Origin of the sequence: Acetobacterium tundrae, from assembly GCF_008086615.1 — a bacterium.
Taxonomy (GTDB): domain Bacteria; phylum Bacillota; class Clostridia; order Eubacteriales; family Eubacteriaceae; genus Acetobacterium; species Acetobacterium tundrae.
The window spans coordinates 52414-76806 of record NZ_RXYB01000003.1; the positions used below are offsets into that span (position 1 = coordinate 52414).

Genomic DNA, 24393 nt, shown 5'->3' on the forward strand with positions numbered 1-24393 from the left:
TAACGCTTATCGCAAAAAGGGAGTGTCCTCTAAATGAACGCATATAAATATTTTGAAACACTGAGCGATCGGTGCAAATATATCTTTAATATTATTCAAAAATACGGTCCGCTAACCAAGAATCAATTGTTAGTGAAAACGCAACTAAAATTAACCACTTTAAATCGCGATATGAAAAACCTGATTGCTAGAAAAATGATTATTGAAACGGCAACTGCCGAATCAACCGGGGGAAGAAAGCCGGCCTTATATGATGTCAATCCCGGTGACTTTTATATGATCGGAATTGACATTTCAAGAACCTATACCCAAATAATTATAACAAATTTGAAATTTAGAATAATGGCTGAAAAAAGGATTGATGACACTTACGAAGTCAATGAAGTCATCAAAACTATACCAGTTAACGTTAGTGACTTGATAAAGACATCGAATATTGATAAATCGATGATTGTTGGGATCGGCATCGGCATCGTTATGGGCTTCGATACGAAATTATTATATACTAAGTTAATTGCAGCATATCAAGTCCCGATATCGATTGATAACGGCGCTAATGCTGCCGTTATTGGTGAGCATTTTCTTGGCTTTGGTAAAGATAAAATAAACATTGCCTACATCCACTGTGGTGTTGGTATCAGAACCGGGGTAATCTCTTCAGATATTTTAATTCGCGCGATAAACTCTTCTGAAGATGCCCTTGGTCATATGATTGTGGGTAACCATGGCGATCTCTGCCCCGATGGAAATGATGGATGTGTAGAAACCTATGCATCCATCATCAACATCACGCAAAAATTTATTTGCCAGGAAGGAAAAATCGGAAAGAGAATTCTGAATAAAAACCTAAACGAAATCAGCTATATCGATGTTTGTTATTTGGCGGAAAACAACAATATCATTGCAAAAAAAATTATTTCGGATTCCGCCCTGCATTTTGGAATTGGGCTCGCAAATTTTATTCGGTTGCTGGATCCCCAGTTAATTATACTGAGCGGTCCGCTTATCCAACATTCGCAATTATTTTATGATGAATGTAAAAAAGTTGCACTAGAACAATGCCATGTCATAAATAATCAGATTAAATTTAATAAAGGCGGTTACTTTGAAAATTATTCAATTTCGGTTGGTGCTTCGATAATGGTAATACAGGAAATCATTAATTCTTAAAGAATTGATGATTTCCTGTATTACGTACTTTTACAGAGGCAGCGATATTTCAAATCGCACCCCGTTTTCCCTGTTGACTGCTTCAACTTTTCCGCCATGACATTCAATGATTCCCTTCACAATCGCCAAACCCAGGCCGGTCCCTTTTTTGTCAGACTCACCCTTGTAAAAGTATTTCCAGATCTGATCCAGTTCGCTTTCCGGAATGACATTCCCGGTATTGTAAACCGATACGACCCACTGGCCTGAACACAGCTCACATTCAACCTCAATGATGCCATCTTCCGGACTCACGTGTTTAATCGCATTGCTCATCAGATTGTAAAAAACCTGTTCGACCCGTTTTCGGTCCATCTCAATAATGAGCGCTGGTTCACAGCAGTCCTTCAAAATGATGTTTTTTTCCGGATAGGTGTTTCTGAATCGGTCGACCACCGAGGAAACCACCTCAAGCCCTATAAATTTGTCTTTTTTTAGCCGATAAGCGCCGGATTCAATCTGGGACAGATCCAGTAAATCGTTAGCAATTCCGCTGATTTTATCTGCTTCCTTTTGGATCGTGATGTAGTATTCCGACTCCTCATCCTGATTTTCAAGAATCCCATCCTCCAGTGCTTCCGCATAGCTTTTGATAACTGCCAGAGGCGTCTGAATTTCATGTGAGACCTGCGCCGTAAAACGTTGGCGCATTTTATCCAGGGTCCGTTCCTTATTCAGTTCTCCCTGAAGTTTTTCGATCGTCGTTTCCAGTTCATCGGAAATATGATTCAGCGTTTCCCCCAATTGTCCGATTTCATCCTTACGGTTTCCTTTGTATTTTTCGGAAAAACTGAGGTTTCCCATTTCTTTCGCAATCCGGTTCAATCTGATAATTGGTTTTGAAATTCCACTGGTAAAAAAATAGGCGAATATCAATGAACAGCTAAAAATAACGATCAAAAATATCAATAAAAAGTTCTGTACAATTGCAATCACTTCGTTAACCGAGTACAATGGAATACGTCCAACAATTTGAGACCCGTCGACTGCTACTTCTTTATAAGACAGCCATTCGACCTGATGATCGCTATTCCCCAAAACCATCACAAAACTCTCACCATCCTGATGGGTATCCACCTGATTTTCAAGGCTATTTTGCATTCCTGAACCAGAACCGCCAGCATTTCCTGATCCATTTCCCGTCCCATTGCCAGAACCTTGCCCAGCATTCATTCCGTCACCATGCCCGGCACCGCTTCCTGATCCGTTCTGACTATTTTCAGATGCCACCAGTTTTTGACTACTTACCCAGCTTCCCAGTTTCTCAGTTTGAGTCGTTTTTGTCCCTTGCAGTTGCTCAGCTTGTCCCGATTCCGCAACGATATTCTTAATCAATGAAGTATCTTGTGAATTCACCTGTTTCTGAATAATCTGAATCACCGTACCCTCTTCTTCGGCAAGATCAACGAAGGATTGAAGTTCCGGTGTTAAACCATCCTGATTGTAAATCGACAACACTTCCTTCGTTTTTTCAATTAAAGCATCGGTTCGGCTTTGCGTATAATAAACTTCAAAATAGGAAGTGAGTGCAAAATAAGTCAAACCACACAAAATCAGAAAAAAGATACTCAAATAAAGCATGAGCCTTGAAAAAATCGAACTTCTCATTTTTGAAATTTGTATCCAAGACCCCGAATTGTCTGAATGCATTCTCCTTTTTCTCCCAATTTTTTTCTGAGACGTTTGATGGACGTATCCACAACTCGACTATCCCCTTCATAATCAAATCCCCAAATCCGATCGAGAATCTGCTCACGCGATAATACCAGTTTCTGATTATTGATAAAATATATCAGCATGTCATATTCTTTCTGGCTCAACTGAATCGTTTCATCATTGATCGTCATCAAGCGTTCTTCAGGATTGAACTGAATCCCACAGACTTCCAAATTGTTCTCGACAGTCACTACCCCACTGCGTTTTAGCAGCGCTTTGATCCGCACCATCAGTTCTCTTGGACTAAAGGGTTTTGTGACATAGTCATCCGCACCGACTTCAAACCCCTGTATTTTGTCGTCTTCCTCTCTCCTGGCCGTCAGCATGATCACCGGGACGTTGTCCGTCTGTCTGATTTCTTGCAGTACTTCAAATCCATCCATTTTCGGCATCATCACATCCAGTATGACACAATCCGGTTTTTTCTCCTCCCAAAGTTTCAGCGCTTCTTCTCCGTCAGAGGCACCAAATCCTTCATAGCCTTCTTTTTTAAAATATTTTAAAATGACTTCCCGCAATTTATCTTCATCTTCTGCGACAAGAATACGAATTCCTTTCATTGTAAATACCTCCATAATAATGATAATAGTGTATCACATCATCATGTCAATTTTGTGTCAAATCAAAATGTCTTCAAACTTCTTGTTTTTATATTTCTACCCATTTTGACACACTAATGACACATGGACGTCGTACAATACAGCTATAAAATAATTTAAACACGGAGGAATAAAAAATGAAAGCAAAAGTAATTTTAGTCGCATCATTGGCATTGATGCTGGTAACCGCCGGAAGTGCATTAGCAGCTCCAGCAAACGGACAAGGCCAGGGTAACAGAAACGGAACCTGTGTCCAACAGGGACTTTGTGATACCAATGGCGACGGCATCTGCGATGGTACTGGCGCCGGTGCCGGCATGAAGTATGGTAACGGATCCTTTGTCGATTCTGATGGTGATGGCGTTTGTGATCTTAGCGGTGGAACTCACCCACAGGATGGCACTGGAATGCAGCACGGAAGAAATAAATAGTTTTCCATAATTTTGTCTTGAGCAACTGGATAAAAACAGAAAAACAGCTTTCTATGATGTTTTATTTTCATAGAAAGCTGCTTTTTTTTCCTAATTTTTATATGCGGTTATCCCGTAAAAATGTTCACTAATATCTACGGCCGATATTTTTTGAAATCCATGTATTGCCAATCGTTGCATCAAATCCGCTTTATCCAGTCGATGTCCCATCGGCGGACCGAATTCACTATTTATTTTTTGCCATTCCACAATAGCGATTCTCCCTTTATCAGCCAGAACCCCTTTTATTTCATCAAGCATTGAGTCTTTGTCATCAAGTTCATGCAACACCGTACTGATAAAAGCAAACGTGATGTTTGAATTTTCAAGATTCAATTTATGTTCATCTGCAGCGATCGTTTCGATATTGCCAATATGGTTGTCAATAATCTTCTGATCGACTTCCCCAAGCATTTCAGCTGAAATATCCTGGGCATATACCTGTCCGGACTTTCCAACGATTTTAGCTGCCGGAATACTGAAATAGCCGATACCACAACCAATGTCAGCCATAATATCGCCACTCTTCAGGCCGAGACTTATGAGTGTTTTTTCTGGCGGCAGCATCTCTCTTCTTGCTTGATTATCGAGCTTGTGTTTATTTTTAACATCAAATTTATGCGTCATCATCCATTAAGCCTTTCTCTGTCATTTGTTTGCAACTTATTTGTTATTTTTTTAAAGGTAACGGATATCCTCCGGTACCTCCCGAAACATTCACAACCTGATAACCCTGAGATGATAAATTCGCGCAGGTTTTTGAACTTCTTGAACCTGACTGACAGATGATATGATACTGTTCTTTTTCATTGAGATATTTCTCAGGGCTCTTTAATAAAATATTCATGGGGATGTTTTTAGCTTTTGGAACATGCCCCGCTTTATATTCGCCGCTTTCTCTCACATCGATTAAATTTATCTTTCCCAGCTTCTCGCTTAAATCGCGAACATTGATTGATTCAAATTTCTTTTTACTAAAAAGTGAAAACATATTCTTTTCCTCCATACTGAATATTTAAATAAAAAAGTTTACATTGGAGTCTTCGGCTTCTCCCAGCATGTATCCGACGCCCCCTAATTTGACGCCGTCAATCATTTCTTCATGATGAATACCCATGACGTCCATGGACATCTGACAGGCAACCAGTTCGATTCCGCTATCAATTGCAGCTTTGACCAGTTCATCTAGCGAGGTGATGTTTTTATCGTTCATGACTTTTCGCATCATTGCCGTTCCCATGCCCCCCATGTTCATTTTTGAAATCTTAAGTTTATTGGTTCCACGCGGCATCATTGCTCCGAACATGGAATCAATCAAACCTTTTTTCACCTCGACCTTTTCAGGTTTTCTCAGAATGTTAAGTCCCCAGAAGGTGAAAAACATGGTGACTTTTTTCCCCATGGAGGCGGCTCCATTGGCAATGATAAAGGCTGCCATGGCCTTGTCCAGATCGCCGCTGAAGACGACAATGGTCTTGTTATCTTTTGCCGGGACATCAAATGAATTCTGATTGACTACTGCACTACTGGCGTTTTTTTTTATAAAGGCGGTAATATTTCCCGGTATTTTTTTCAGATCCAACAGTTCATTGTTGGTTCGCTTGCACCAGGCTTTGATGTCTTCATAAAAACCGGGATCGGACGCTGTCACTTTCAGAATCTGACCGTCTTTCAGCTCATCCATGGATGCCTTGACCTGCATCAACGGCCCTGGGCAGCATAGTCCACAGGTATCCAACTGTTTGTCATAATTTTCCGTTTTATTTTCGTCGATTCGGATAGCCTGTGTATCCGGATCAATGCTCATATTTGAAGACCCACTGCTGTTTGAGTTTGAATCCTTGGTGTCGGGTTTTTCAGGGGCATAATGAAGCATCGATGATGTCTTGTATCCGCCTGTTACATTGGCAACCTTAAAGCCGTTCTGGCTTAATATTCTGGCGGCAATATAGCCTCGGAGCCCTACCTGGCAGTATTCAATAATGGTTTTGTTCTTGTCCAATTCGTTCATACGTTCTCTTAAGCTATCCACCGGAATGTTTATTGCTCCATCCAGATGGCCATTACTAAATTCCAGTTCCGTACGAACATCCAAAAGCATCGTATCTTCATTGCCGTCCTTTTCAATATCTTTCCAGGCAACTGTGTTCATTCTGTCTGCCAGTACATTCTGGGCCACAAAGCCAGCCATATTAACCGGATCCTTTGCGGATGAGAATGGCGGTGCATAAGAAAGCTCCAACTCTGCCAGATCATCAACCGTGCCGTTAAAACGGATGGCTGTAGCAATAACATCAATTCGTTTATCGACGCCGTCGTATCCGATTCCCTGGGCTCCCAGTACCCTTCCTTCTTCATTGAAGATTAGTTTAAGCGACATCGGAATGGCTCCGGGATAATAGGAAGCGTGCGATACCGGATGAACATAAATCACCTGGTATGGCATGCTGGCCCGTTGTAGGGTTCTTTCATTGGCCCCGGTGCTGGCCGCGGTTAATCCAAATATTTTAAGAATCGATGATCCCTGGGTCCCTTTATACGTGGCATTCAGTCCTGCTACATTGTCTGCGGCGATCCGTCCCTGTTTGTTGGCTGGGCCGGCAAGAGCAATGGCGGTTTTCTGTTTGGTAATGAAATCAACCACTTCAATGGCATCCCCAACTGCATAAACACCTTCCAGATTGGTTTCCATTTTCTCATTGACGATGATGTGTCCTTTGGGCCCGAATGCCAGTCCGCTTTCTTTCAGGAATGCGGTATCCGGTGAAACACCAATGGCCAGGATGATGATGTCCGCATTAATTTTCGTATTGCTGCCGAGAGTAATCTGAACCTGATTTCCAATTTCTTCAAAGGATTTGACGCCGTCACCCAGGATCAGTCCAACGCCGTTTTCAGCCAGTTCTTTTTCAGCTATCACCACCATATCGGGATCAAAAGGTGCAAGTATATGGGGAGCCGCCTCCACAAGTGTCACGTTCAGTCCGCGATCTCTAAGATTCTCCGCCATTTCGACACCAATGAAACCGCCACCGATGACAACGGCATGATTGATGCCTTTTTTGTCCACATAGGCTTTTATGATATCCGTGTCTGGAATATTCCGCAAGGTAAAAATCTTTTCACTGTTGATGCCGGGAATATTCGGCCGGATGGCCTTTCCCCCTGGGGATAGAATTAAATAGTCATAGCTTTCTTCATAGGTTCCTTTCGTTTTGCTCTTGACCACAACTTTCTTGTTTTTCGCATCAACGCTTATTACTTCACTATTGTTGCGAACATCTATATTGAATCTGGCTTTCATTGCCTCGGGTGTCTGAACAAGTAATTTGTTCCGATCTTTAATGGTTTCTCCGATATAATACGGAAGGCCGCAGTTTGCAAAAGAGATGTATTCATCTCTTTCAAACAGAATAATCTCAGCCGTTTCATCCAATCTTCTGAGTCTTGCGGCGGCAGATGCACCTCCAGCAACGCCACCAACGATTAATACTTTTTTACCCATAACAATACCTCCTATAAAATTTTAATTGTTTATTCTGTATATTAAGATGATACGATGTATTTATTATAGTATCACCTTTTAGTATGACACTGAGACCATCTTATTAATTATCTTTAAATATTGTTTTAATTATGTCAATTACTCTATCGTTACAAACTCGATAATTTATCTCAAGACCATTTCTTTTGCCTTCTACAATACCAGCCGCTCTCAATTTTTGCAAATGTTGAGAAGTTGTTGATTGAGGCGTATCCAAGCAGGATTGCATATGGGTAACATTACATTCTCCATTTTCGATCAAGCCTTTCACAATGCAAAGTCTTACAGGATGAGCCAATACTTTTAAAATTTCAGCTATTTCATTATATTTGTCAAAATCTTTATCCATGTATTTCTCCCTCCGTTTTTCTTATATGTCCTATTAATCTTTGTATCTGTATATTACGATATATCAATTAATTTGTCAACCCTTTTTTATTAAAACTTTAGTTTTCTATCTTTATTGCGTTTAATATTTTCAAATCACTCTTTACTAGTTTAATTTTAAACCAACGCCAACCTCCCTAACTTTCAATGATTTATTCATCTCTGCTTTAACACCAAAGGATGTACAATAGAGATAAGTTTTTGTCAGCAAAAAGTCCGCTATATTAACTAATTTTTAAAAAGAAAGTGCAGCAAAATGCTTATCACTTTGCTACACCCTACAAATCTATGTACAAATATCTAAAATTCTTTTTTTTGATAGATCTTCACCGAAATAAAATAAGAAGCAAAAAAAATCACCAATGAAATCAGCGCCATGGCAATCATGATTATTCCAAAGACTGTCTCTTCATTATCAATGGCTGGGAACGGAATATTCAGCTGAGCCAGTCCCAGTACAACAGCTGTTGGAACCGCGGCACAGAGAATAATCATCAGCCGAGCTTTTTCGGTTCCAAATTTATAAATCATTGGGATTAAAACGCTTCCAAAAATGACAGCAATCATCAGAACGATAAATATGCTCATTAGTGTTTCCACCGTAATGCCTGTGCCTGTAAAAAACGAACCGACGAAAGCCAAAACCAGTGCCAGTACGACACCCGTGAGATCCAGCATCAATAACAGCAGGTATTTGCTGAGAACAACTTCTTTGCGGGATATAGGCATAGTTAAAGCATAGGTATCCCATTTTGCCATGTCATCATAGGACATCGTCGTGATAACCATCATCGCAAACATAAGCACAACCATACCGCTTAAAAAGCTTTCATTTCCCATCGGAATATATAAAACTGCGAATGCAATTAACATGATTCCCAGCGTTTTCATGCTCTTTTTCAAATTGATTAAGTCCTTCAGGATCAATCCCTTCATTATCTTTCACCTCTCACATAAAACAGCATAATTTCTTCAATGGTGACCCCGTCCACGATAGCCTCTTTGTATTTCTTTTTCAAGGCCAACTTGTCGTTGATAAGAACTTCAAACCCAAACTGATTTTTTCGATAGCGAATATATTCTTCTTTATCAAGTTTTCTAAAATCATCCTCACTGCATTTTAAGATCCCCATGCCTTCCAGCAAGGTCTCCTTTTCTTCATTTAGCAGAATCTCCCCCTGGTGAATAAAAACAATATAATCAGCGATTTTATCCAGGTCACTGGTAATATGGGAAGAAATAAGTATCGCATGTTCTTCATCCTGAATAAACTCCATAAATACATCCAGCATTTCTTCCCTCACAATAGGGTCCAAACCGCTGGTGGCTTCGTCTAAAATCAAGACTTTAGGATCATGGGATAAGGCAACTGCGATCTGCAGTTTCATTTTCATCCCCCGGGAATATTCTTTTACCGTTTTATTTTCCGGAAGCTCGAACTTTTTCAAATATCGCTGAAAAGCAGATAAATTCCAATTCTTGTAAATACTCGCCATCATCTTCGAAATATCTCCGGTTTTTAAACTATCATGAAAGTTGCAGCCATCCAATACAACGCCAATATCTTCTTTTGTTTTTTTTTCTTCTTTTGTGTTATCCATTCCCAATATTTCAATGATTCCATTGTCACGATTGATTAAATTAAGAATGGCTTTTAGAGTCGTGGTTTTTCCTGCTCCATTTTCTCCGATGAAACCCACGATGCTTCCCTTTGGGACATTAAAACTGACATTTTTTAATTGAAAATCATGATAGTTTTTATTTAAATTTTTAATTTCTATTGCATTCATCATGCTTCCTCTCCTCCATACAATATTTCCAGCATGTCTTTAAGCTCTTTGCAGGTAATATCACTGTTCTTTGCTGTATCCACTGCTTTCTGCAAAAATTCTTCGGCCAATCGCAACTGTTCTTCCCGAATAAACGATAAATTCTGATTCGCCACAAAACTGCCTTTTCCGGCGACGGTTTCAATAAAACCATCGCGTTCCAAATCAGAGTAGGCCCGTTTAGTGGTAATGACGCTGATTCTAAGTTCCTTTGCTAAAAAACGCATGCTTGGCAAAGCGTCGCCCGGGGACACCTCTCCGCTGATAATTATTTTTTTTATCTGAGTGGCAATTTGTTCATAGATGGGTTTGTCACTTGAATTGCTGATGATAATATTCAAAGGATCACCTCTTAATTTTTCGTGCATAGTGCATAGTGTATATATACTATATATACACTATGCACTATTTAATTATAAATGTCAAGTTTTTTTTCATATTCTCTCCACTTAGCAATTCCTGATATTCGTTCAGCTCGCTGCCTTCACAAAAAAAAGATCACCGATTATCACGGTGATCCAAACTGTAAACAGTTCAAAAAAGAAGTCCTGAAGACAATAGTAATATCATTGTCTCCAGGACTTCTTTTTATCAACAACCTCATCACGCTGTTAAAGCGTGATGAGAAGTTATCAGCAGCATTTATTCTGGTGTTAAAACCGGTTCTTTTCTATTGAAAATTTCCTGTGTTTCTGCTTTGGGAGCTACCGCAAATATTTTTTTCCACTGCATCTTAAGAATAACAGCGGCGAGGACAAACGCCAATCCGTCAGCAACTGGTCCTGCCCATAACGCCCCATCTACTCCTATGAAAACCGGCAGAATCAGGGTTGCTGGAATAATGAATACCATTTGTCGGGATACCGACACTAGGGTTGCCTGCACCGGCTTTCCAATTGCCTGGAAGAATATTCCGGTACACATCTGGAATCCATTTAAAATACAAAACAGCAGGAAAATACGCAAACACTTAACAGCAAATTCGGTATACAGTTCAGATTCTGTACCAAATATGCTGAGAATTGCATTTGGAAAACACTGGAAGCCAATAAATGCTAGTCCCATACAGATTGTAGCCGCAACCACAATAATCTTAAATGTTTTCTTCGTTCGTTCCATGTTTCCAGCACCATAATTATAACCAAGAATCGGTTGCGCCCCGGTGGCAATACCAAGAATAATTGCCATAATCATCTGATTGACCTTCATCGTAATTCCCATGGTGGTGATCGGAATATCCGCACCATATACTGACATGGCACCGTACTTAACCATCACATTATTACTGACTGCAATCATCGCTACGACAGCAATCTGAGTAATAAAACTGGAAATGCCAAGACTGCATACTTTTGTGATAATCCCGCTTTTTAACTTGAAATATGCTTTTTGAACATTAACACTTTTAAATTTTTTTAAATACAGCAAATAATAGCCACTGTTTAAAATCTGCCCAATAATCGTTGCCAGCGCTGAACCAGCCACTCCCCAGTGCAATCCAAAAATGAAAATAGGATTAAGAATGATATTGACGATGCACCCCATGATCATTCCCATCATGGAATACCGGGGGCTTCCATCGGCACGGATAATACCACTTAATGCACAGTTAATAACTGAAAATGGAAAGCCGATGATTATGATCTTTCCATAATCCAGTGCATAAGGTAGAATGTTTTCCGTTGCGCCAAACAAGTGACAGAGTGGTTCAAGAAAAACGATTGAAAAGACAGCCAGAACGATTCCTAAAATTATCGAAAGCGTAATGGCATTACCAACCCCTTTTGCTGCCGCTTCTTTTTCCCCTTTTCCAAGGTGAAGGCTCAAGTATGCCGCACACCCATCACCAACAAGAAGTCCTAATGCAATGACCACCATCGTAAGAGGTAAAATGACATTTGTTGCGCCATTTCCTAGAAAACCGACGCCTCTTCCTATAAATATCTGGTCAACGATATTATAAAGAGCATTCACTACAAGCGCAATGATACTCGGTACCGAAAACTTGATCAGCAATTTTCCAATTGGCTCATAGCCAAGTGGATTTTCTTTGTTTTTAATCGTTAATGTTTCGTTCATATTCTCTCCTAAATATTTTCTAATGTTATTTGTCTCATTTGGTACCGCTTTATCGATACCAAATTTTCGCTGGATGTTTAATACCTGCTTTGATATACTATAAACTATCCCATTATGGGAGAGTCAATAGAAAAGGTGATGAAAATGAAAAAATATTTAACCATCGGTCAGGTGGCCAAAATAAAAAAAGTTGGTATAAAGTCTTTGCGATACTATGAAAAAATCGGTGTTTTAATTCCGGCGTATACAAACCCGGACACAAACTATCGTTATTACACCCTTGATCAACTGCTGGTTCTTGACACGATTCTTCTCTGTATTGATCTGGAGATCCCCCTTAAAAAAATGAATAACTATACCAATGCTGATGACCAGTTTCAAATTAAGCTTCTCCTCGAGGATGGAAAAAAAATCGCTTCCAAAAAAATCAAGAGCCTTGAGCAGAGTCTTTCGAAAATCGAATTAAACTTGAGTCACATCAATAAAAGTGCCGCCTATCAGGATAAAAAGGGGCTTTATACCAAACACGTCCTGCAACGATACATGCTTCGAACGCCCTCTAAACCGAAATTATCTCCGATCGAATACCAATCTAAATTGTCGGAGCTCTTTTCTTTGGCTCAGGAAAAAGACATCTACGCCACTTTTCCTCACGGTACCATTGAAGATTATAAAGATCGCCAAGTCACTAACTATACTTTTCTTGAGACCGTAAAGCCTGAATTTGAAACAGATCTTATCCGCATCATTCCGGAAGGAGATTATCTTTGTTTTCAGCAATTAGTAGCGACGTATCCTGATACACAAGACATTTTCAAAAACATTTTTCAAACTCGGGAGGAAGTAACCATCATTATCAGCAGCGTATCCGTTACGACATTCAGCTATGATCGGATGTTTATGGAATTTCAAACCCTGATATAATCACAATCCTTTTTTCACATATTCTGCATCAACTTTTTAAAACTTTCTTGACAAATTTGATTTATTATTGTATATTCATATAAAACATATTTGTTTTATATGAATTATTTTTTTCGGTGAGGTACAAAGTAATATGAATATTCTGTCTGATATATCAAAAGAAAAGGCTTATCTTTTATCTGTTAGAAGACATCTGCATAAAAATCCTGAACTTAGTTTAAAAGAATTTGCAACTGCCACCTATATTGAAGAACAATTAGATTCATTCGGAATCGCTCACCATCGAGTTGGAGAAACCGGTGTTCTGGGTATTATTACCGGCAACCTCGGACGCGGTAAAAAAATATTACTGCGAGCTGATATCGATGCCCTTCCTATTCATGAGAAAACCACCTCTCCTTATCGTTCTCAAACACCAAACATCATGCATGCCTGTGGCCATGATGTCCATACTGCAGCATTACTTGGTGCCGCAAAAGTATTACAGTCACAAAGCGATACATTTGCCGGTCAGGTTTTACTGGTCTTCCAAGCTGCTGAAGAATTTGGCCATGGTTCACAGTTTTTTTTAGCAGCGAATGTTACCCAAGGCGTGGATCGGGCATTCGGTATTCATGTTTCTCCTGAATACCCCGTCGGAACGATTGCCATGACGCAAGGTGCCGATGCAGCCAGCTGTGATTATTTCAAAATTACGGTTAAGGGAAAAGGTGCCCATATTTCTAAAACACATAAAGGAATTGATGCTTTGCATATTGCCAGCCTTATCGTCACTGAACTTAAAATCTTGGTAAAATGGTTGCTTGATCCATTGGAAGTAGCACTCATTGGTGTTGGAAAAATTTCATCTGGTACTTCTTATAATATTATTGCCGAGGATGCCGTTCTGGAAGGAACCACCCGCACCTTCTCCTACGAAACTCAAGCTTTACTGCAACAAAAAATCACCGAATTGGCTAACCATATTGCTGTCGAGCACGGGGGCAAAGCAACAACAGCATTTGAAACTTTCACCGCTCCGCTGATCAACGACGACACCGCTTTTGACGAGGTTTTGCAAATTGCCGACGCAATTGTAGGCAAAGAAAACATTGTGACGGATTCGAATCTTATTACCGGATTTGGCTCTGATGATTTTGCCGAGTATTTAAAAGATATAAAAGGTGTTTACATCCATGTTGGTACTTCTAATGACACAAACCCGGATACCCAACAATCCCTTCATAGCAGTAAATTTGACATTGATGAAGAAGCTTTGCTTATTGCCGCAAGCCTTCACACTGAATACGCTTTATCATTTTTGAAAAGGAAAAATCCCTGGATCTATAGCATTTAGTAAAATAATTGATGACAATAAAGTTATCACGATTTTAGGAGAAAAATCATGAACGAGAATATTGTCCTGGAAACACTGTATGAAAAATATATCAGTCCCACAAAGAAAAAGCGAGACAAATATATCGGTATTGAAATCGAAATCCCAATAGTTAATTTAGATGGTGAACCGGTTGACTTTTCGGTGGTGCATCGGTTAACTGATGCATTTGCATTTCAGTTTGGAATGGAGCCAATCGGTGTTGATGATGATGGTTATGTCTACTCTCTTCAAAACCATCATAATGGAGACAATTTTTCTTATGACTGTTCCTACAATAATCTAGAACTTTCAATGGGGAAAGAACAAAACTTAAATCTTCTCTATGAACGTTTTAAAACCTATTATCTATTTATTAATGATTTTATGAATCCCTATAATTATACCCTTACCGGGATGGGCATTAATCCCTATCGAAAAACAAATTTCAACGTTCCCATCCCCAATGAACGCTATCGGATGCTGTTTCACCACCTAGAATCGTACAAAGATTATATCCATCCCCATTTTTTCCACAGCTATCCTGATTACGGCATGTTTTCCAGTGCATCTCAGGTGCAAATCGATGTGGATCATGCTGATTTACTGGATACCATCAATGCCTTTTCAAAATTGGAGCCGATTAAAGCCCTCCTGTTTTCCAATTCGGTGATGCCAGAAGATGAAAATAAAACCCTTTGTGTTCGGGATATGTTTTGGGAAAAAAGCATGCACGGAGTGAATCCCAAAAACATTGGAATGTTTGATCGGGAACTCACTAGCGAAGAAGATTTGTTCGACTATATCAAGGAAACGAGTTTGTATTGTATTATGCGGGAAGGAAAATACATCAATTTTACGCCAATTCCTTTGTTGGAGTACTTTAACAGAGCACAGATTACAGGAGAATTCTGGAATGGTGAGACTTACGAAAAAATCACATTTCAGCCTCAGATTGAAGACCTCCAGTATCACCGAACTTTTAAGTTTGAAGACCTGACTTTTCGGGGAACAATTGAATTCCGCAGCTGCTGCTGCCAGCCGATCGCTGACAGTATGACGGTTGGAGCATTTCACATCGGACTGATTGCTATGCTTGATCAGTTGAAGGCACTGCTTGACAGCGACCATGTTTTATACGGCCACGGTTTGGCAACAACCGAATTGCGACAGGCATTCTGCCGTGGTGAAGTTCCTGCGTTTATCAATGAAGACGACTTACAATCCCTCGTTTTGTCGATACTGGACCTTGCTCATGAAGGTCTCGAAAAACGTGGTCTTAAAGAATCACACTTTTTAGAGCCACTTTATGATCGTGCCCGACGAAGAAGCAATCCCGCGATTGATTATTTAAACGCACTTGCCAACCATGTACCGGTTCAAGAACTTGTTTTGCAGTATGCAGCAATATAAAAAAACATGATAATACAAAGCCTCTTATTTAATGATTATTGTCATCATAAATAAGAGGCTTGAATTTCTATTCCCAGTTCTGCACACTTAACGTTTTCTGAAGCTTTTTCAATTTTTCTTTTTCCTGTTGGTAATCCGGCAGAACTTGTTTCACAATCTTCCAAAAATTTCGAGAGTGATTCATTTCAATCAGATGAGCCAGCTCATGGACCACTACATAACGAACCGTGTCTTCCTCTGCCATGACCAAATACCAGGAGAAATTCAAACTCCCTTTGCTTGAGCAGGAGCCCCATCGCGTTTTCGCCCCGTTAATTTTAACCGCCTGCGGTTTTAATCCCATCTGGGTGCTGAATTTGTTCACCTGGTGATCAAGCACCTTTTTTGCAAGCCCACGATAAATTTTAACCATATCGCTTTTTAATTCTTCCGGCATTAAATGTGCGTATGCATAAAAGCGTTGTCCGTCAAAGCCTGATCTTGCCGCTTCAACCGGCATGAGGGGATATGCTTTTCCCAGGAATAGCAGGTCATTCTCAAAATTCAATTGAAAAGTTTCCCGCTTTTCAACCTTTTCCCGTACCGCACCGTAATGCTCATCAACCCAGTCTTGATGTTCTTGCACAAAACTTTCAATGATTTTTTTCGAGGTTCCAATAGGAGCCCTTACTTCGATGGCAGCTGTTTTGGTAATCATCAATGCCAGTGTTTTTCGCCTGGAATATTTAATGATATAGTCTGTTGTCATGTCTTAACCTTTCTCGCAATATTTTATCGTTCGATTCGCACATGGCTTCCGCCAACGCCGGCTTCTCCCGGCGTAACCAGAAGCTTCACCGGCATCCGATTCTTGATCGATTCCACATGGCTGATGATTCCCACCTTCAAATTTTCATTATGGAGCATTTCAATGGAATTCATAACCACCTCAAGGGCATCTTCATGCAGCGAGCCGAATCCTTCATCCAGAAAGAAAAATTCCAGGGGGGCCCGTCCTTTTAGCTGGATTTCTGCAGACAAAGCCAGCGCCAGTGCCAACGATGCCAAAAATGTTTCCCCCCCTGAGAGTGTTGACGGATCTCTTGGCGCCCCGCCGTTTTTATTGTCTCTAATGATGAACCTTCCATTATCATCCGCCTCCAGCCCGTAATTGCCATTGCTGATTTCCAAAAGCCGTTTGGATGCCTCAATAGATATGTACTGAAGCCGGGCCACTGCCACGAATTCAACAAATTTCTTACCTGAGAAAAGCTTTTCCAAATCAGTGATCAGAGCCAGCTGATGATCAATTTTTTTCTTGCCTTCCAGAAATCCCTGAAGTTCCTTTAAACGGCTATCCAGACTTTCAAGCTCGGCCTGAAGTTGGGTTTCTCTTTTTTTCAGGATCTCTAATTGATTTTTAACCCGTTTATAATTATTGTTAGTCGTCTCGTATGCCTCAGCGTCAATGAGGTTTCCATTGATTTTTTTATTTAATCCCTCAATGGTCCCTTTCACTTTCACACAATCTTCACGATATTTTTTGATAAGCTCCTGTTCGTTTTTCATGGTTTCCGGCATCAGATAGGCATTAATTACCTCTGCCACATCCTTAAACCCTAAAATGGTCAATTGCTTATCCATCGATTTCTTAACGGTTTCATTTTGTTTTTCCAGGGTTTCCAGTTTAACGGTCAGGGCGCTAACGCTTTCTTTAACGATTTCATAAGACTTTTGAATTTTCCCTGATTTTTCCTTCAGTTCGCTCCAGGCAGTATTGATCCGGTTGATTTCATCTTTGTATTTTTTCTGCCCGCTGAGAAGTTCCGGGACTGCATCCGCACCGACTTTATCGATGATCGCTATTCGCTTTTCTTCTCGCTGTTTTTTCTTTTCATCACAAGCGGCCATCGACTCCCGCATTTGAATTTCCAGAGCACTGCATTTTTCATTCAGGCCGTCTTTTTTGTTCTGATCTGTCTCCAGCGCTTTCCGCTGATTCTTCAGTTTGATAAGAATTTCATTCTGACGCATCGTCATCTTAGTCAGTCTCATATTTTCACTGAAAAAATCGGTGACCGCTGTTTTGGTGCTTAGTTTTTTCAAATCAGCTTTTAGCGCTTTCCATTCCTCTTTTTTCTGTCTGCTCTCTGCTGCATATTCTTCGGTCTGACCCTCCAGCGATTTTATTTCCGCTGTTTTCTCTTTCAGATCTCCGATAATTACCAGTAATTCCTGGTTCTGTAGATTCTTCTGATTTTCAGCTTCCGTTTTTAATAATTCCCAGGTTTCCAGCTCCATCGTCAATTTTTTTAGTTGCTCTGTTAATTCTTCCGGATTCTGAAGCATTATCTTCTTTTCTTTTACAATGGTATTGAGTTCTTCTTTCTGGATTTCTTTTGTGTGAAGGTTGTTGGTTTCTGCAGAAAGTCTTCCTCTTGACTGGGATATTTCTTCTGTAAATTGGCTCAATTCTTTTTCCTTATGAGCCAGTTCTTCTTCCAGCTTTTGGATTTTCTCGCTTAAATCTTTTCCCTGCTCATCCGAAAACTTCAAGGGATGGTTTTTAGATCCACAAACCGGACAGGGTTCGCCTGAAGCCAATTGATTTCGAAGCTCCCGGCCGATGTTTTCATTTTCAAGTTGCCGCAAGCTTTTTCTTGTCGTCTCACAGATTTTTGACAACTCATCCTTCACTTTGTTTTTGCCGTCAATTTCGACTTCCAGACATTTTATTTCCGATTGCAGCATCTGGATGTTCTCAGACAATGTTTGATTCCTTGTCCACAAGTTTTCAATTTCCCGGGTTTGTTCTCCCAATTTCTGCAGTTCGCCACTAGTGGTGGGTTGATCTTTGATCAGATTTTTCAGCTTATGCTGTTGTTCTTTTACAGTCATTTCAAGTGCTTCTTTTTTTACTTTCAGCACGTCGCCCGCACCGACAAGTTTTTGGATCAGGCTTCTGTTGTTGTTTATCCGTTCATCCTTTTGGTTAAATTCATCTTTTAGTTTTTCTGCTCTTTCGGCGTCTTTTACCCCTTTGTTAATGCTATCTCGATATGATGCATCGACACGAAGAGATATTTCTTCCGTCTCATTTTCAGAAAGTATTTTTTTCTTTTCAACTAAACTTTCCTGGATCTCACTAATCTCTTTTTTGTAATCTTCGTATTGGCGGAAACATTGGTTGTTGGTGTTCTTAATTTGTTTTATTTGCTCATCCAGTAACTTTTGCTGTTGTTCTAAAAGAATGGCATCTTCCACTTTTGAAAGCTGATTCTGGTATTGGAAAAGTTTGTTGTTTTTTTCTTCATCGATGGCTTCCCAGTCTTTTTCAACCGTCTCTTTTTCACAAAAGAGTTTCATCCGTTCTGCTTCGTTGACTTTTAACTGTGCATCCACTTCAGTGATTTGATTCATCAGGATTTCCATATCCGATATGGTCATCCGGATGGACTCTGCCTTTTTTCCCTGATCCAGTTTTCTTTCTTTTTCTTCAATTTCTGTCTTGCTGTCCTGCAATCCCTTTTCGGCTTCCAGCGCAGCATTCAATTCCTGTTGAAATGCCCACAGTCTTTCTGCTTCATCCCGTTCTTTCTCTATTGTTTTAAATATCTCAAGTTCTTTTTCCAACGCCTGACGATTTGTATCATACTCAGCCTTTTTTTGATTTCGCACTTCCCCAGAAATGCCTTCATAGACACTGATTCGTCCTTCCACCTGATGAAGATTCTCGCTTTCTTGACTCTTTTCAGCCTTTAACCGATCGGTCAGATTATCTCCGTATTTCGACAAATTAAATAGCCGTTCCAGCATTTCCCGTCGCGGTCTTCCTTCCAGTTTCAGAAAATCACTGAATTTTCCCTGGGGCAATACCACGGTTCTCGTGAAATCCGTGAGATTCAGTCCGATGATCTCTTCACATTGTTTTGTCACCTCTGTGGGCTTGTCTGCCAGAATTTCGGGTGCTTCCAGAAGCAGCTCCACCAGCTGACATTTCCCCTGATTGATGCCCCCTTCTTTGCTTCGTACAAATTCCCGGCTGACGCAGTAGTTTTTAAGTTTCTGTCCAGAGATAGTGAACTCAAACACGACACTTGCTTTTTCTTCATTCACATTAATGTAATTGCTGCTATTTCGGGATATTTTTCCATAGAGTGCCAGGGTAATTCCATCCAGTATCGTTGATTTACCACTGCCGGTAGGTCCAAAGATGCCAAACAAACCGCCCTGAGTCAGGGTTTCAAAATCAATGGTCTGTTCTTCCACAAAGCTGTTGATGCCTTTTATTTTTAGCGAAACCGGTCTCATCGGTTTTCCTCCTCTTCAAATAGTGACAGAACCAGGTCCAAGACCTCTTCATCAGCTTCAGCGCCCCGCTCCCTGCGGTAGAATTCTTTAAACACATCACCGAAGGACTGATCCGTTAATTTTTCCAATCGCGCTTCGGTAAAAATGGTAGTCAGCTTTGGAATGACTTCCAGAATATCAGCCTTGTATTCTTTCATCTTTTTTATCTCATCCTCGCGAATGTATCGGTCGGTTTCAATTTCCAAATAGACCCAACAGGATCGCTCCCCATTTTCACAGCATTTTTTTATCGCTGCTTCAATGTTTTGGCATTGCCATACTTCAATGGGTTTATATACTTTTAATTCGATCTCCCTAATCTCATTCTTGATGGTGATTTCATTTTCAACTTCAAGCTCTACCACCATGCATTTTTTCCCATAGGCAATCTCCCGGCGATTGAAGTGGAGAGGCGAACCGGCGTAGTACCCGCGTTTTCCAGTGCCAGAAACGACCTGTGGTTTATGGATATGTCCCAATGCGATATAATGGGTCTTTTCAGGGAAGCAATTTCCATCCACGATATAAGTGCCCCCCAGCTGAATGCTTCGTTCCGAGCCGCTTTCCACGCTGTTCATTGCAAAAATATGCGAAACAACCAAATTGATCGTATCTTTTCTAAAATGGGTTTGAAGCTGATTGAAATATGAAAAAATCCGATCGCCATATGACTTTTTATTCTCTTCATCATCGGAAGCCACATCATAGAGCACTTCGTTAAGCCGTTTTTCACTGGGATAGGGCAACAATAAAATAACCGCTTTTTCCCCGTTTATTTCAATTTCAACAAAGCCTTCTCCTGAATCCACCACCTGGTGTTTTCCATAGGCACCTTTTTCAATGATGGTTTTGGGGAGCCCTGCCATCAGGATCCCGTGATCTCTGGCCAGCGGGCCAGGCGCTTCAAGCCGTTGGGGATTATCATGATTCCCGGCAATGACAACCGTCATTCTTTCGCCATTTTTTGACAGGCGCTTAAGTGTCTCGTAAAACATCTGCTCAGCCCGTGCCGGCGGGTTATAGCTGTCATATACATCTCCGGCCAGGATGATCAAATCAATGTTTTCTTTTTCGACAATTTCCACGAAGTCATTAAGAAAGCATTGCTGCTCATCCATACGACTATGCCCTTCGATATTTTTTCCCAGATGCCAATCGGCGGTATGCAATATTTTCATAAGCTGCTCCCTATTTATTGTTCCGTTTTTTATCATTATCCCACAGAATAATTAGCTTGTATAGATCTGAAAAAGCTCCGGCAAATGCCGAAGCTTTAGAATATCTTTTACGATTGATAACACACTATTATCGATTTTTTATTTGATGACATCAACAGCTTCTAATAAGTCAGAAATCGAACCGTACCAATTTTTAATCATGTGACGCATAATACCAACCTGTTCTGATTTTGCCATGAGTCCCAGAATCGGAATTTTGCTTCCGTAAGCTGTTCCGACTTCGGCCCAGGCATCACATCCCGATGCTCCCAGATAAATGATTAAGTCCGCACTGGTCACTGAAGAAATACAGAACTCAAAAACGCGTTCTCCCTCAGCAGACTCAATAAAGTGAGCAAGCTCCTTTTGGGATAAGAAAGCTTCTTCCGGCCGTCCTTCCCGGATCCAGGATAAAATCGTGTGTCCCCGACTTTCTAAAAGGTCAGTTAACATTTCAACAGCATGCTGATGTTTCCATGAAGCGGCTATATATATTCTCATACTTCCTCCAATTTAATAAATTTTTCTAATAATAATTCAATTATACGCTTCAGTTTTCAACTTCACAAGCACTTGCGGCGTCTAAACCAATCTCCATCATTCGCACAAAAGATTTTTCCCGCTCCTTTGGACTGGTTTCCTCATGGGTAATAAGATTGTCACTGATGGTTAACAGACTCGTGGCCTTTTTCCCGGTGAAATTGGCGTTATGGAAAAGCGCAAAGCTTTCCATTTCCACACAAATACAGGCCCGTTCAGCATAAAGTGTTTGGGGAACCTCCATTTCCGGTGCACAATAAAAAACATCTGAAGAATGAATTCGACCTTTATTCAGAGGATATCCCCGGCTTTCTGCCGCCTCAACAACCACTGCATTCAGCTCTTTATCCGAATATAAGACCCCTGCCTCGCATCCGTTTTGTACCTTTGCATAGGTGGATTCGCTCCAGGCACTTTCTGCCAGCACCAAATCATAGACGTTTAGATCTTTAATATAGGAACCGGCGCTTCCAATGCGAATAATCTGGTCAACATCATAGCAGTGAAACAGCTCATAGGAATAAATACCGATGGATGGCATCCCCATGCCGGAGCCCATCACACTGATCTTCTGTCCCTGATAAAATCCCGTATACCCAAACATATTTCGCACCGTGTTAAACTGAAACGAATGATCTAAAAACGTTTCTGCGATATATTTTGCCCTTAAGGGATCGCCAGGCATTAAAACCGTTTTTGCAATTTCGCCAATATTTGCTTCATTATGTGTTGTTGACATGATTCTCCTCCGGTAACTTTTTTAATTGTTTCAGTATAAGACGAGCTTTGTCAGTCGTCAATCTCAATCATATTAAATAGCTTTCAAAATTAAAAACCGCCCATATCTTCAAGAAGAACATGCAGCGGTTTAAAATTTGTCAGAATCAAAGTTCTTTTTTTCTTAAGATATCCATCGGGCTTACCGGTTTATCCATTTTCAGGCGATAAACCATTTTAGGATGTGGCGTTGAATCAATGGCTTCGCCAGACTGATCCACTATCAGATTGGCTTTTTGTATGAAATATCCTTTTCCCGGAATCATGACTTCAATCTCATCTCCCTGAGAAATCTTGTTGCGCTGTTCAATCAGAGCCATTTTTGTTTTTTCATCATATTCCAATACCAGGCCGACGAAATCGTAATTTCTGGTATAACTGCTGGTACCGTAGTTCTGATCCTCAGCAGTTGTTTTTCCGTAAAAAAATCCGGTTGTATAATTGCGATGGCTCACTTTTGTCAGCTCTTCATAATAGTCTTTATCCGGTTTCGTTGCTTCCGGGTGATCATAATAAAAATCAATCGCACTGCGATAGGCGGATACCACCGTCGCCACATAATAAAGGCTTTTCATTCGCCCCTCTATTTTAAAGCAATCCACTCCTGCCGCCATTAATTGCGGTATCTCATTGATTAAACATAAATCTTTTGAATTGAAAATAAAAGAGCCACTTTCATCTTCTTCTATGCCAAACTCTTCATTAGGCCTTGTTTCTTCAATCAATTTATATTTCCATCGGCAAGGTTGAGCGCAATCCCCTTTGTTTGAGTTCCGGCCTGTCATGTAATGGCTGAGCAGACAGCGACCGGAATACGATATACACATGGCGCCATGGACAAATGTTTCTATTTCCATATCCGGATCGACTTTTTCCCGAATTTCCTTTATTTCATTTATTCCCAGCTCCCTGGCTAAAACCACTCGCTTGGCACCCTGGGCCTGCCAGAATGCCACACTTCGCCAGTTCGTGTTGTTCGCCTGGGTGCTCATTGATATTTTCAGCTCCGGCGCGACCTCTTGAATAATTGAAAATACGCCGGGATCGGCAACAATCACTTCGTCTATTGACAGTGCTGAGAGCTCTCTGGCATATTCCGGCAGTCCCTCAAGATCTTCATTCTGAGGAATGATGTTGAGGGTTATAAATATTTTTTTCCCCCGGCTATGGACGTACTCAACGGATTCCTTTAGGGCAAGATCATCGAAATTATCGGCCTTAGCCCGCAAGCCAAATTTTTTTCCTGCACAATACACCGCATCCGCACCATAATGAAGAGCATATTTCAGCTTTTCAAAATTTCCTGCTGGTGCTAAAAGTTCCGGTTTTTTCATGGGTTTTCTCCGTTCAAGTCAAGCTCATCTTTCTTCCAGCTAACAGCCAGTCCATCCCCAAGAGGTAAAACACTGGTGATCAGCTGCGGATGATTGGATATAACTTCTAAATATTTTCGCATCCGTTTGACGATGGTTATTTTTCGACGCACCACCAGATCATCTGAAGCAATCATTCCCTTAAACAATACATTATCTGAAACCAACATTCCTCCTGGTTTTAAGCATCGCAGGCAATGGTCGAGGAGATGAATATAATGACCTTTTGCACCATCTAAAAAAATCATATCATAAGTTTTTGTTAATTCTTCCACTTTTTCCTGGGCATCGCCAATCAAAATATTAATCTGCTTTTTTAGCCCCAATGCGCTGATGTTTTCATCCGCCTGAACGATCATTTTTAGACTGCGTTCAATGGTGTCTACATGCCCATGAGGTCCCATCGCCAGAGCAAAAATGGAGGATGAGTAACCGACCGCTGTGCCAACTTCCAAAACTGATTGTATCTTATTGGCATGAATCAACATTTCAATATGTTTTTGCACTTCTTTATGAATAATGGGGACTTCTTCATTTTCGGCCCGTATTCTAAACTCTTCTATTTCTGGACTGCCGAGAGGGATCAAACCTCTGATGTAGTCTTCAATGTAATCTTGAACAATTTCACTCAAT

Annotated in this window: 22 protein-coding genes; 5 read left to right on the forward strand and 17 right to left on the reverse strand. The window is 40.6% G+C overall.

Annotation, left to right across the window (positions count from 1 at the left end):
- Positions 1 to 33 precede the first annotated feature (33 nt).
- On the forward strand, positions 34 to 1170 hold the full coding sequence (locus FZC40_RS03120; protein WP_148602480.1) for an ROK family protein: 1137 nt from the start codon (positions 34 to 36) through the stop codon (positions 1168 to 1170).
- Positions 1171 to 1200: 30 nt separating this feature from the next.
- On the opposite strand, the gene FZC40_RS03125 is transcribed toward FZC40_RS03120, so the two are convergent.
- Together FZC40_RS03125 and FZC40_RS03130 are read right to left on the reverse strand one after the other, a co-directional pair.
- Positions 1201 to 2859 carry a sensor histidine kinase gene (locus FZC40_RS03125; protein WP_186843637.1) on the reverse strand — a complete coding sequence of 553 codons (1659 nt, stop codon included), beginning with the start codon at positions 2857 to 2859 and terminating at the stop codon, positions 1201 to 1203.
- Positions 2814 to 3485 carry a response regulator transcription factor gene (locus FZC40_RS03130; protein WP_148602482.1) on the reverse strand — a complete coding sequence of 224 codons (672 nt, stop codon included), beginning with the start codon at positions 3483 to 3485 and terminating at the stop codon, positions 2814 to 2816. Before FZC40_RS03130 ends, FZC40_RS03125 begins: the two co-directional genes overlap by 46 nt.
- 176 nt (positions 3486 to 3661) lie before the next feature.
- Between FZC40_RS03130 and FZC40_RS03135 the strand changes: the two genes are divergently transcribed.
- Positions 3662 to 3955 carry a hypothetical protein gene (locus tag FZC40_RS03135; RefSeq protein ID WP_148602483.1) on the forward strand — a complete coding sequence of 98 codons (294 nt, stop codon included), beginning with the start codon at positions 3662 to 3664 and terminating at the stop codon, positions 3953 to 3955.
- Positions 3956 to 4045: 90 nt separating this feature from the next.
- On the opposite strand, the gene FZC40_RS03140 is transcribed toward FZC40_RS03135, so the two are convergent.
- From FZC40_RS03140 to FZC40_RS03175, 8 genes are all read right to left on the reverse strand, one after another.
- The gene (locus FZC40_RS03140; protein ID WP_311135679.1) at positions 4046 to 4624 is read right to left on the reverse strand and encodes a class I SAM-dependent methyltransferase; all 579 of its coding nucleotides are present in this window, start codon (positions 4622 to 4624) and stop codon (positions 4046 to 4048) included.
- A 40-nt stretch (positions 4625 to 4664) separates the two neighbouring features.
- A complete protein-coding gene (locus FZC40_RS03145; protein ID WP_148602484.1) occupies positions 4665 to 4985 on the reverse strand; it encodes a rhodanese-like domain-containing protein in 321 nt (106 codons plus the stop codon).
- 24 nt (positions 4986 to 5009) lie between these two features.
- Positions 5010 to 7499: a DsrE/DsrF/DrsH-like family protein gene (locus tag FZC40_RS03150; RefSeq protein WP_148602485.1), complete on the reverse strand. Its 2490-nt coding sequence runs from the start codon at positions 7497 to 7499 to the stop codon at positions 5010 to 5012.
- 103 nt (positions 7500 to 7602) lie between these two features.
- Positions 7603 to 7887: an ArsR/SmtB family transcription factor gene (locus FZC40_RS03155; RefSeq protein WP_148602486.1), complete on the reverse strand. Its 285-nt coding sequence runs from the start codon at positions 7885 to 7887 to the stop codon at positions 7603 to 7605.
- Between the two features lie 338 nt (positions 7888 to 8225).
- Positions 8226 to 8861 carry an ABC-2 transporter permease gene (locus tag FZC40_RS03160; RefSeq protein ID WP_148602487.1) on the reverse strand — a complete coding sequence of 212 codons (636 nt, stop codon included), beginning with the start codon at positions 8859 to 8861 and terminating at the stop codon, positions 8226 to 8228.
- Positions 8861 to 9718, reverse strand: coding sequence for an ABC transporter ATP-binding protein (locus FZC40_RS03165; RefSeq protein ID WP_148602488.1), 858 nt, complete (start codon positions 9716 to 9718; stop codon positions 8861 to 8863). The genes FZC40_RS03160 and FZC40_RS03165 overlap by 1 nt, the downstream gene beginning before the upstream one ends.
- Entirely contained in the window at positions 9715 to 10095 is a 381-nt protein-coding gene (locus FZC40_RS03170) for a GntR family transcriptional regulator (protein WP_148602675.1), read from the reverse strand. The genes FZC40_RS03165 and FZC40_RS03170 overlap by 4 nt, the downstream gene beginning before the upstream one ends.
- Before the next feature lie 301 nt (positions 10096 to 10396).
- Complete coding sequence (locus FZC40_RS03175; RefSeq protein WP_148602489.1) at positions 10397 to 11833, reverse strand: MATE family efflux transporter; 1437 nt, start codon at positions 11831 to 11833, stop codon at positions 10397 to 10399.
- A 144-nt stretch (positions 11834 to 11977) separates the two neighbouring features.
- On the opposite strand from FZC40_RS03175, the gene FZC40_RS03180 reads away from it, so the two are divergent.
- The 3 genes from FZC40_RS03180 (at position 11978) to FZC40_RS03190 (ending at position 15524) form a co-directional block, all read left to right on the forward strand.
- Entirely contained in the window at positions 11978 to 12757 is a 780-nt protein-coding gene (locus FZC40_RS03180; RefSeq protein ID WP_186843638.1) for a MerR family DNA-binding transcriptional regulator, read from the forward strand.
- 133 nt (positions 12758 to 12890) lie between these two features.
- Complete coding sequence (locus FZC40_RS03185) at positions 12891 to 14093, forward strand: M20 metallopeptidase family protein (protein ID WP_148602491.1); 1203 nt, start codon at positions 12891 to 12893, stop codon at positions 14091 to 14093.
- Between the two features lie 48 nt (positions 14094 to 14141).
- Positions 14142 to 15524 carry a glutamate-cysteine ligase family protein gene (locus tag FZC40_RS03190; RefSeq protein WP_148602492.1) on the forward strand — a complete coding sequence of 461 codons (1383 nt, stop codon included), beginning with the start codon at positions 14142 to 14144 and terminating at the stop codon, positions 15522 to 15524.
- Positions 15525 to 15591: 67 nt separating this feature from the next.
- On the opposite strand, the gene FZC40_RS03195 is transcribed toward FZC40_RS03190, so the two are convergent.
- The 7 genes from FZC40_RS03195 to FZC40_RS03225 all read right to left on the reverse strand — a co-directional run bounded on the left by FZC40_RS03195 (position 15592) and on the right by FZC40_RS03225 (position 24392).
- A complete protein-coding gene (locus FZC40_RS03195) occupies positions 15592 to 16272 on the reverse strand; it encodes a M48 family metallopeptidase (protein ID WP_148602493.1) in 681 nt (226 codons plus the stop codon).
- A 23-nt stretch (positions 16273 to 16295) separates the two neighbouring features.
- On the reverse strand, positions 16296 to 19814 hold the full coding sequence (locus FZC40_RS03200) for an AAA family ATPase (protein WP_148602494.1): 3519 nt from the start codon (positions 19812 to 19814) through the stop codon (positions 16296 to 16298).
- Complete coding sequence (locus tag FZC40_RS03205; RefSeq protein WP_148602495.1) at positions 19811 to 21031, reverse strand: exonuclease SbcCD subunit D; 1221 nt, start codon at positions 21029 to 21031, stop codon at positions 19811 to 19813. The genes FZC40_RS03200 and FZC40_RS03205 overlap by 4 nt, the downstream gene beginning before the upstream one ends.
- Positions 21032 to 21169: 138 nt before the next feature.
- Entirely contained in the window at positions 21170 to 21571 is a 402-nt protein-coding gene (locus tag FZC40_RS03210; protein WP_148602496.1) for a TIR domain-containing protein, read from the reverse strand.
- A 49-nt stretch (positions 21572 to 21620) separates the two neighbouring features.
- Positions 21621 to 22349: a purine-nucleoside phosphorylase gene (gene deoD, locus FZC40_RS03215; protein WP_148602497.1), complete on the reverse strand. Its 729-nt coding sequence runs from the start codon at positions 22347 to 22349 to the stop codon at positions 21621 to 21623.
- Positions 22350 to 22494: 145 nt separating this feature from the next.
- Positions 22495 to 23721 carry a peptidase U32 family protein gene (locus FZC40_RS03220; RefSeq protein ID WP_148602498.1) on the reverse strand — a complete coding sequence of 409 codons (1227 nt, stop codon included), beginning with the start codon at positions 23719 to 23721 and terminating at the stop codon, positions 22495 to 22497.
- Entirely contained in the window at positions 23718 to 24392 is a 675-nt protein-coding gene (locus tag FZC40_RS03225; RefSeq protein WP_148602499.1) for an O-methyltransferase, read from the reverse strand. Before FZC40_RS03225 ends, FZC40_RS03220 begins: the two co-directional genes overlap by 4 nt.
- Position 24393 lies beyond the last annotated feature (1 nt).

Coding starts and splice junctions, on each gene's coding strand:
- FZC40_RS03150 (WP_148602485.1), bottom strand. CDS start 7,499: ATGGGTAAAAAAGTATTAATCGTTGGTGGCGTTGCTGGAGGTGCATCT.
- FZC40_RS03180 (WP_186843638.1), top strand. CDS start 11,978: ATGAAAAAATATTTAACCATCGGTCAGGTGGCCAAAATAAAAAAAGTT.
- FZC40_RS03210 (WP_148602496.1), bottom strand. CDS start 21,571: ATGAGAATATATATAGCCGCTTCATGGAAACATCAGCATGCTGTTGAA.
- deoD (WP_148602497.1), bottom strand. CDS start 22,349: ATGTCAACAACACATAATGAAGCAAATATTGGCGAAATTGCAAAAACG.
- FZC40_RS03190 (WP_148602492.1), top strand. CDS start 14,142: ATGAACGAGAATATTGTCCTGGAAACACTGTATGAAAAATATATCAGT.
- FZC40_RS03165 (WP_148602488.1), bottom strand. CDS start 9,718: ATGATGAATGCAATAGAAATTAAAAATTTAAATAAAAACTATCATGAT.
- FZC40_RS03125 (WP_186843637.1), bottom strand. CDS start 2,859: ATGCATTCAGACAATTCGGGGTCTTGGATACAAATTTCAAAAATGAGA.
- FZC40_RS03145 (WP_148602484.1), bottom strand. CDS start 4,985: ATGTTTTCACTTTTTAGTAAAAAGAAATTTGAATCAATCAATGTTCGC.
- FZC40_RS03135 (WP_148602483.1), top strand. CDS start 3,662: ATGAAAGCAAAAGTAATTTTAGTCGCATCATTGGCATTGATGCTGGTA.
- FZC40_RS03185 (WP_148602491.1), top strand. CDS start 12,891: ATGAATATTCTGTCTGATATATCAAAAGAAAAGGCTTATCTTTTATCT.
- FZC40_RS03140 (WP_311135679.1), bottom strand. CDS start 4,624: ATGATGACGCATAAATTTGATGTTAAAAATAAACACAAGCTCGATAAT.
- FZC40_RS03120 (WP_148602480.1), top strand. CDS start 34: ATGAACGCATATAAATATTTTGAAACACTGAGCGATCGGTGCAAATAT.
- FZC40_RS03200 (WP_148602494.1), bottom strand. CDS start 19,814: ATGAGACCGGTTTCGCTAAAAATAAAAGGCATCAACAGCTTTGTGGAA.
- FZC40_RS03205 (WP_148602495.1), bottom strand. CDS start 21,031: ATGAAAATATTGCATACCGCCGATTGGCATCTGGGAAAAAATATCGAA.
- FZC40_RS03195 (WP_148602493.1), bottom strand. CDS start 16,272: ATGACAACAGACTATATCATTAAATATTCCAGGCGAAAAACACTGGCA.
- FZC40_RS03130 (WP_148602482.1), bottom strand. CDS start 3,485: ATGAAAGGAATTCGTATTCTTGTCGCAGAAGATGAAGATAAATTGCGG.
- FZC40_RS03220 (WP_148602498.1), bottom strand. CDS start 23,721: ATGAAAAAACCGGAACTTTTAGCACCAGCAGGAAATTTTGAAAAGCTG.
- FZC40_RS03160 (WP_148602487.1), bottom strand. CDS start 8,861: ATGAAGGGATTGATCCTGAAGGACTTAATCAATTTGAAAAAGAGCATG.
- FZC40_RS03155 (WP_148602486.1), bottom strand. CDS start 7,887: ATGGATAAAGATTTTGACAAATATAATGAAATAGCTGAAATTTTAAAA.
- FZC40_RS03175 (WP_148602489.1), bottom strand. CDS start 11,833: ATGAACGAAACATTAACGATTAAAAACAAAGAAAATCCACTTGGCTAT.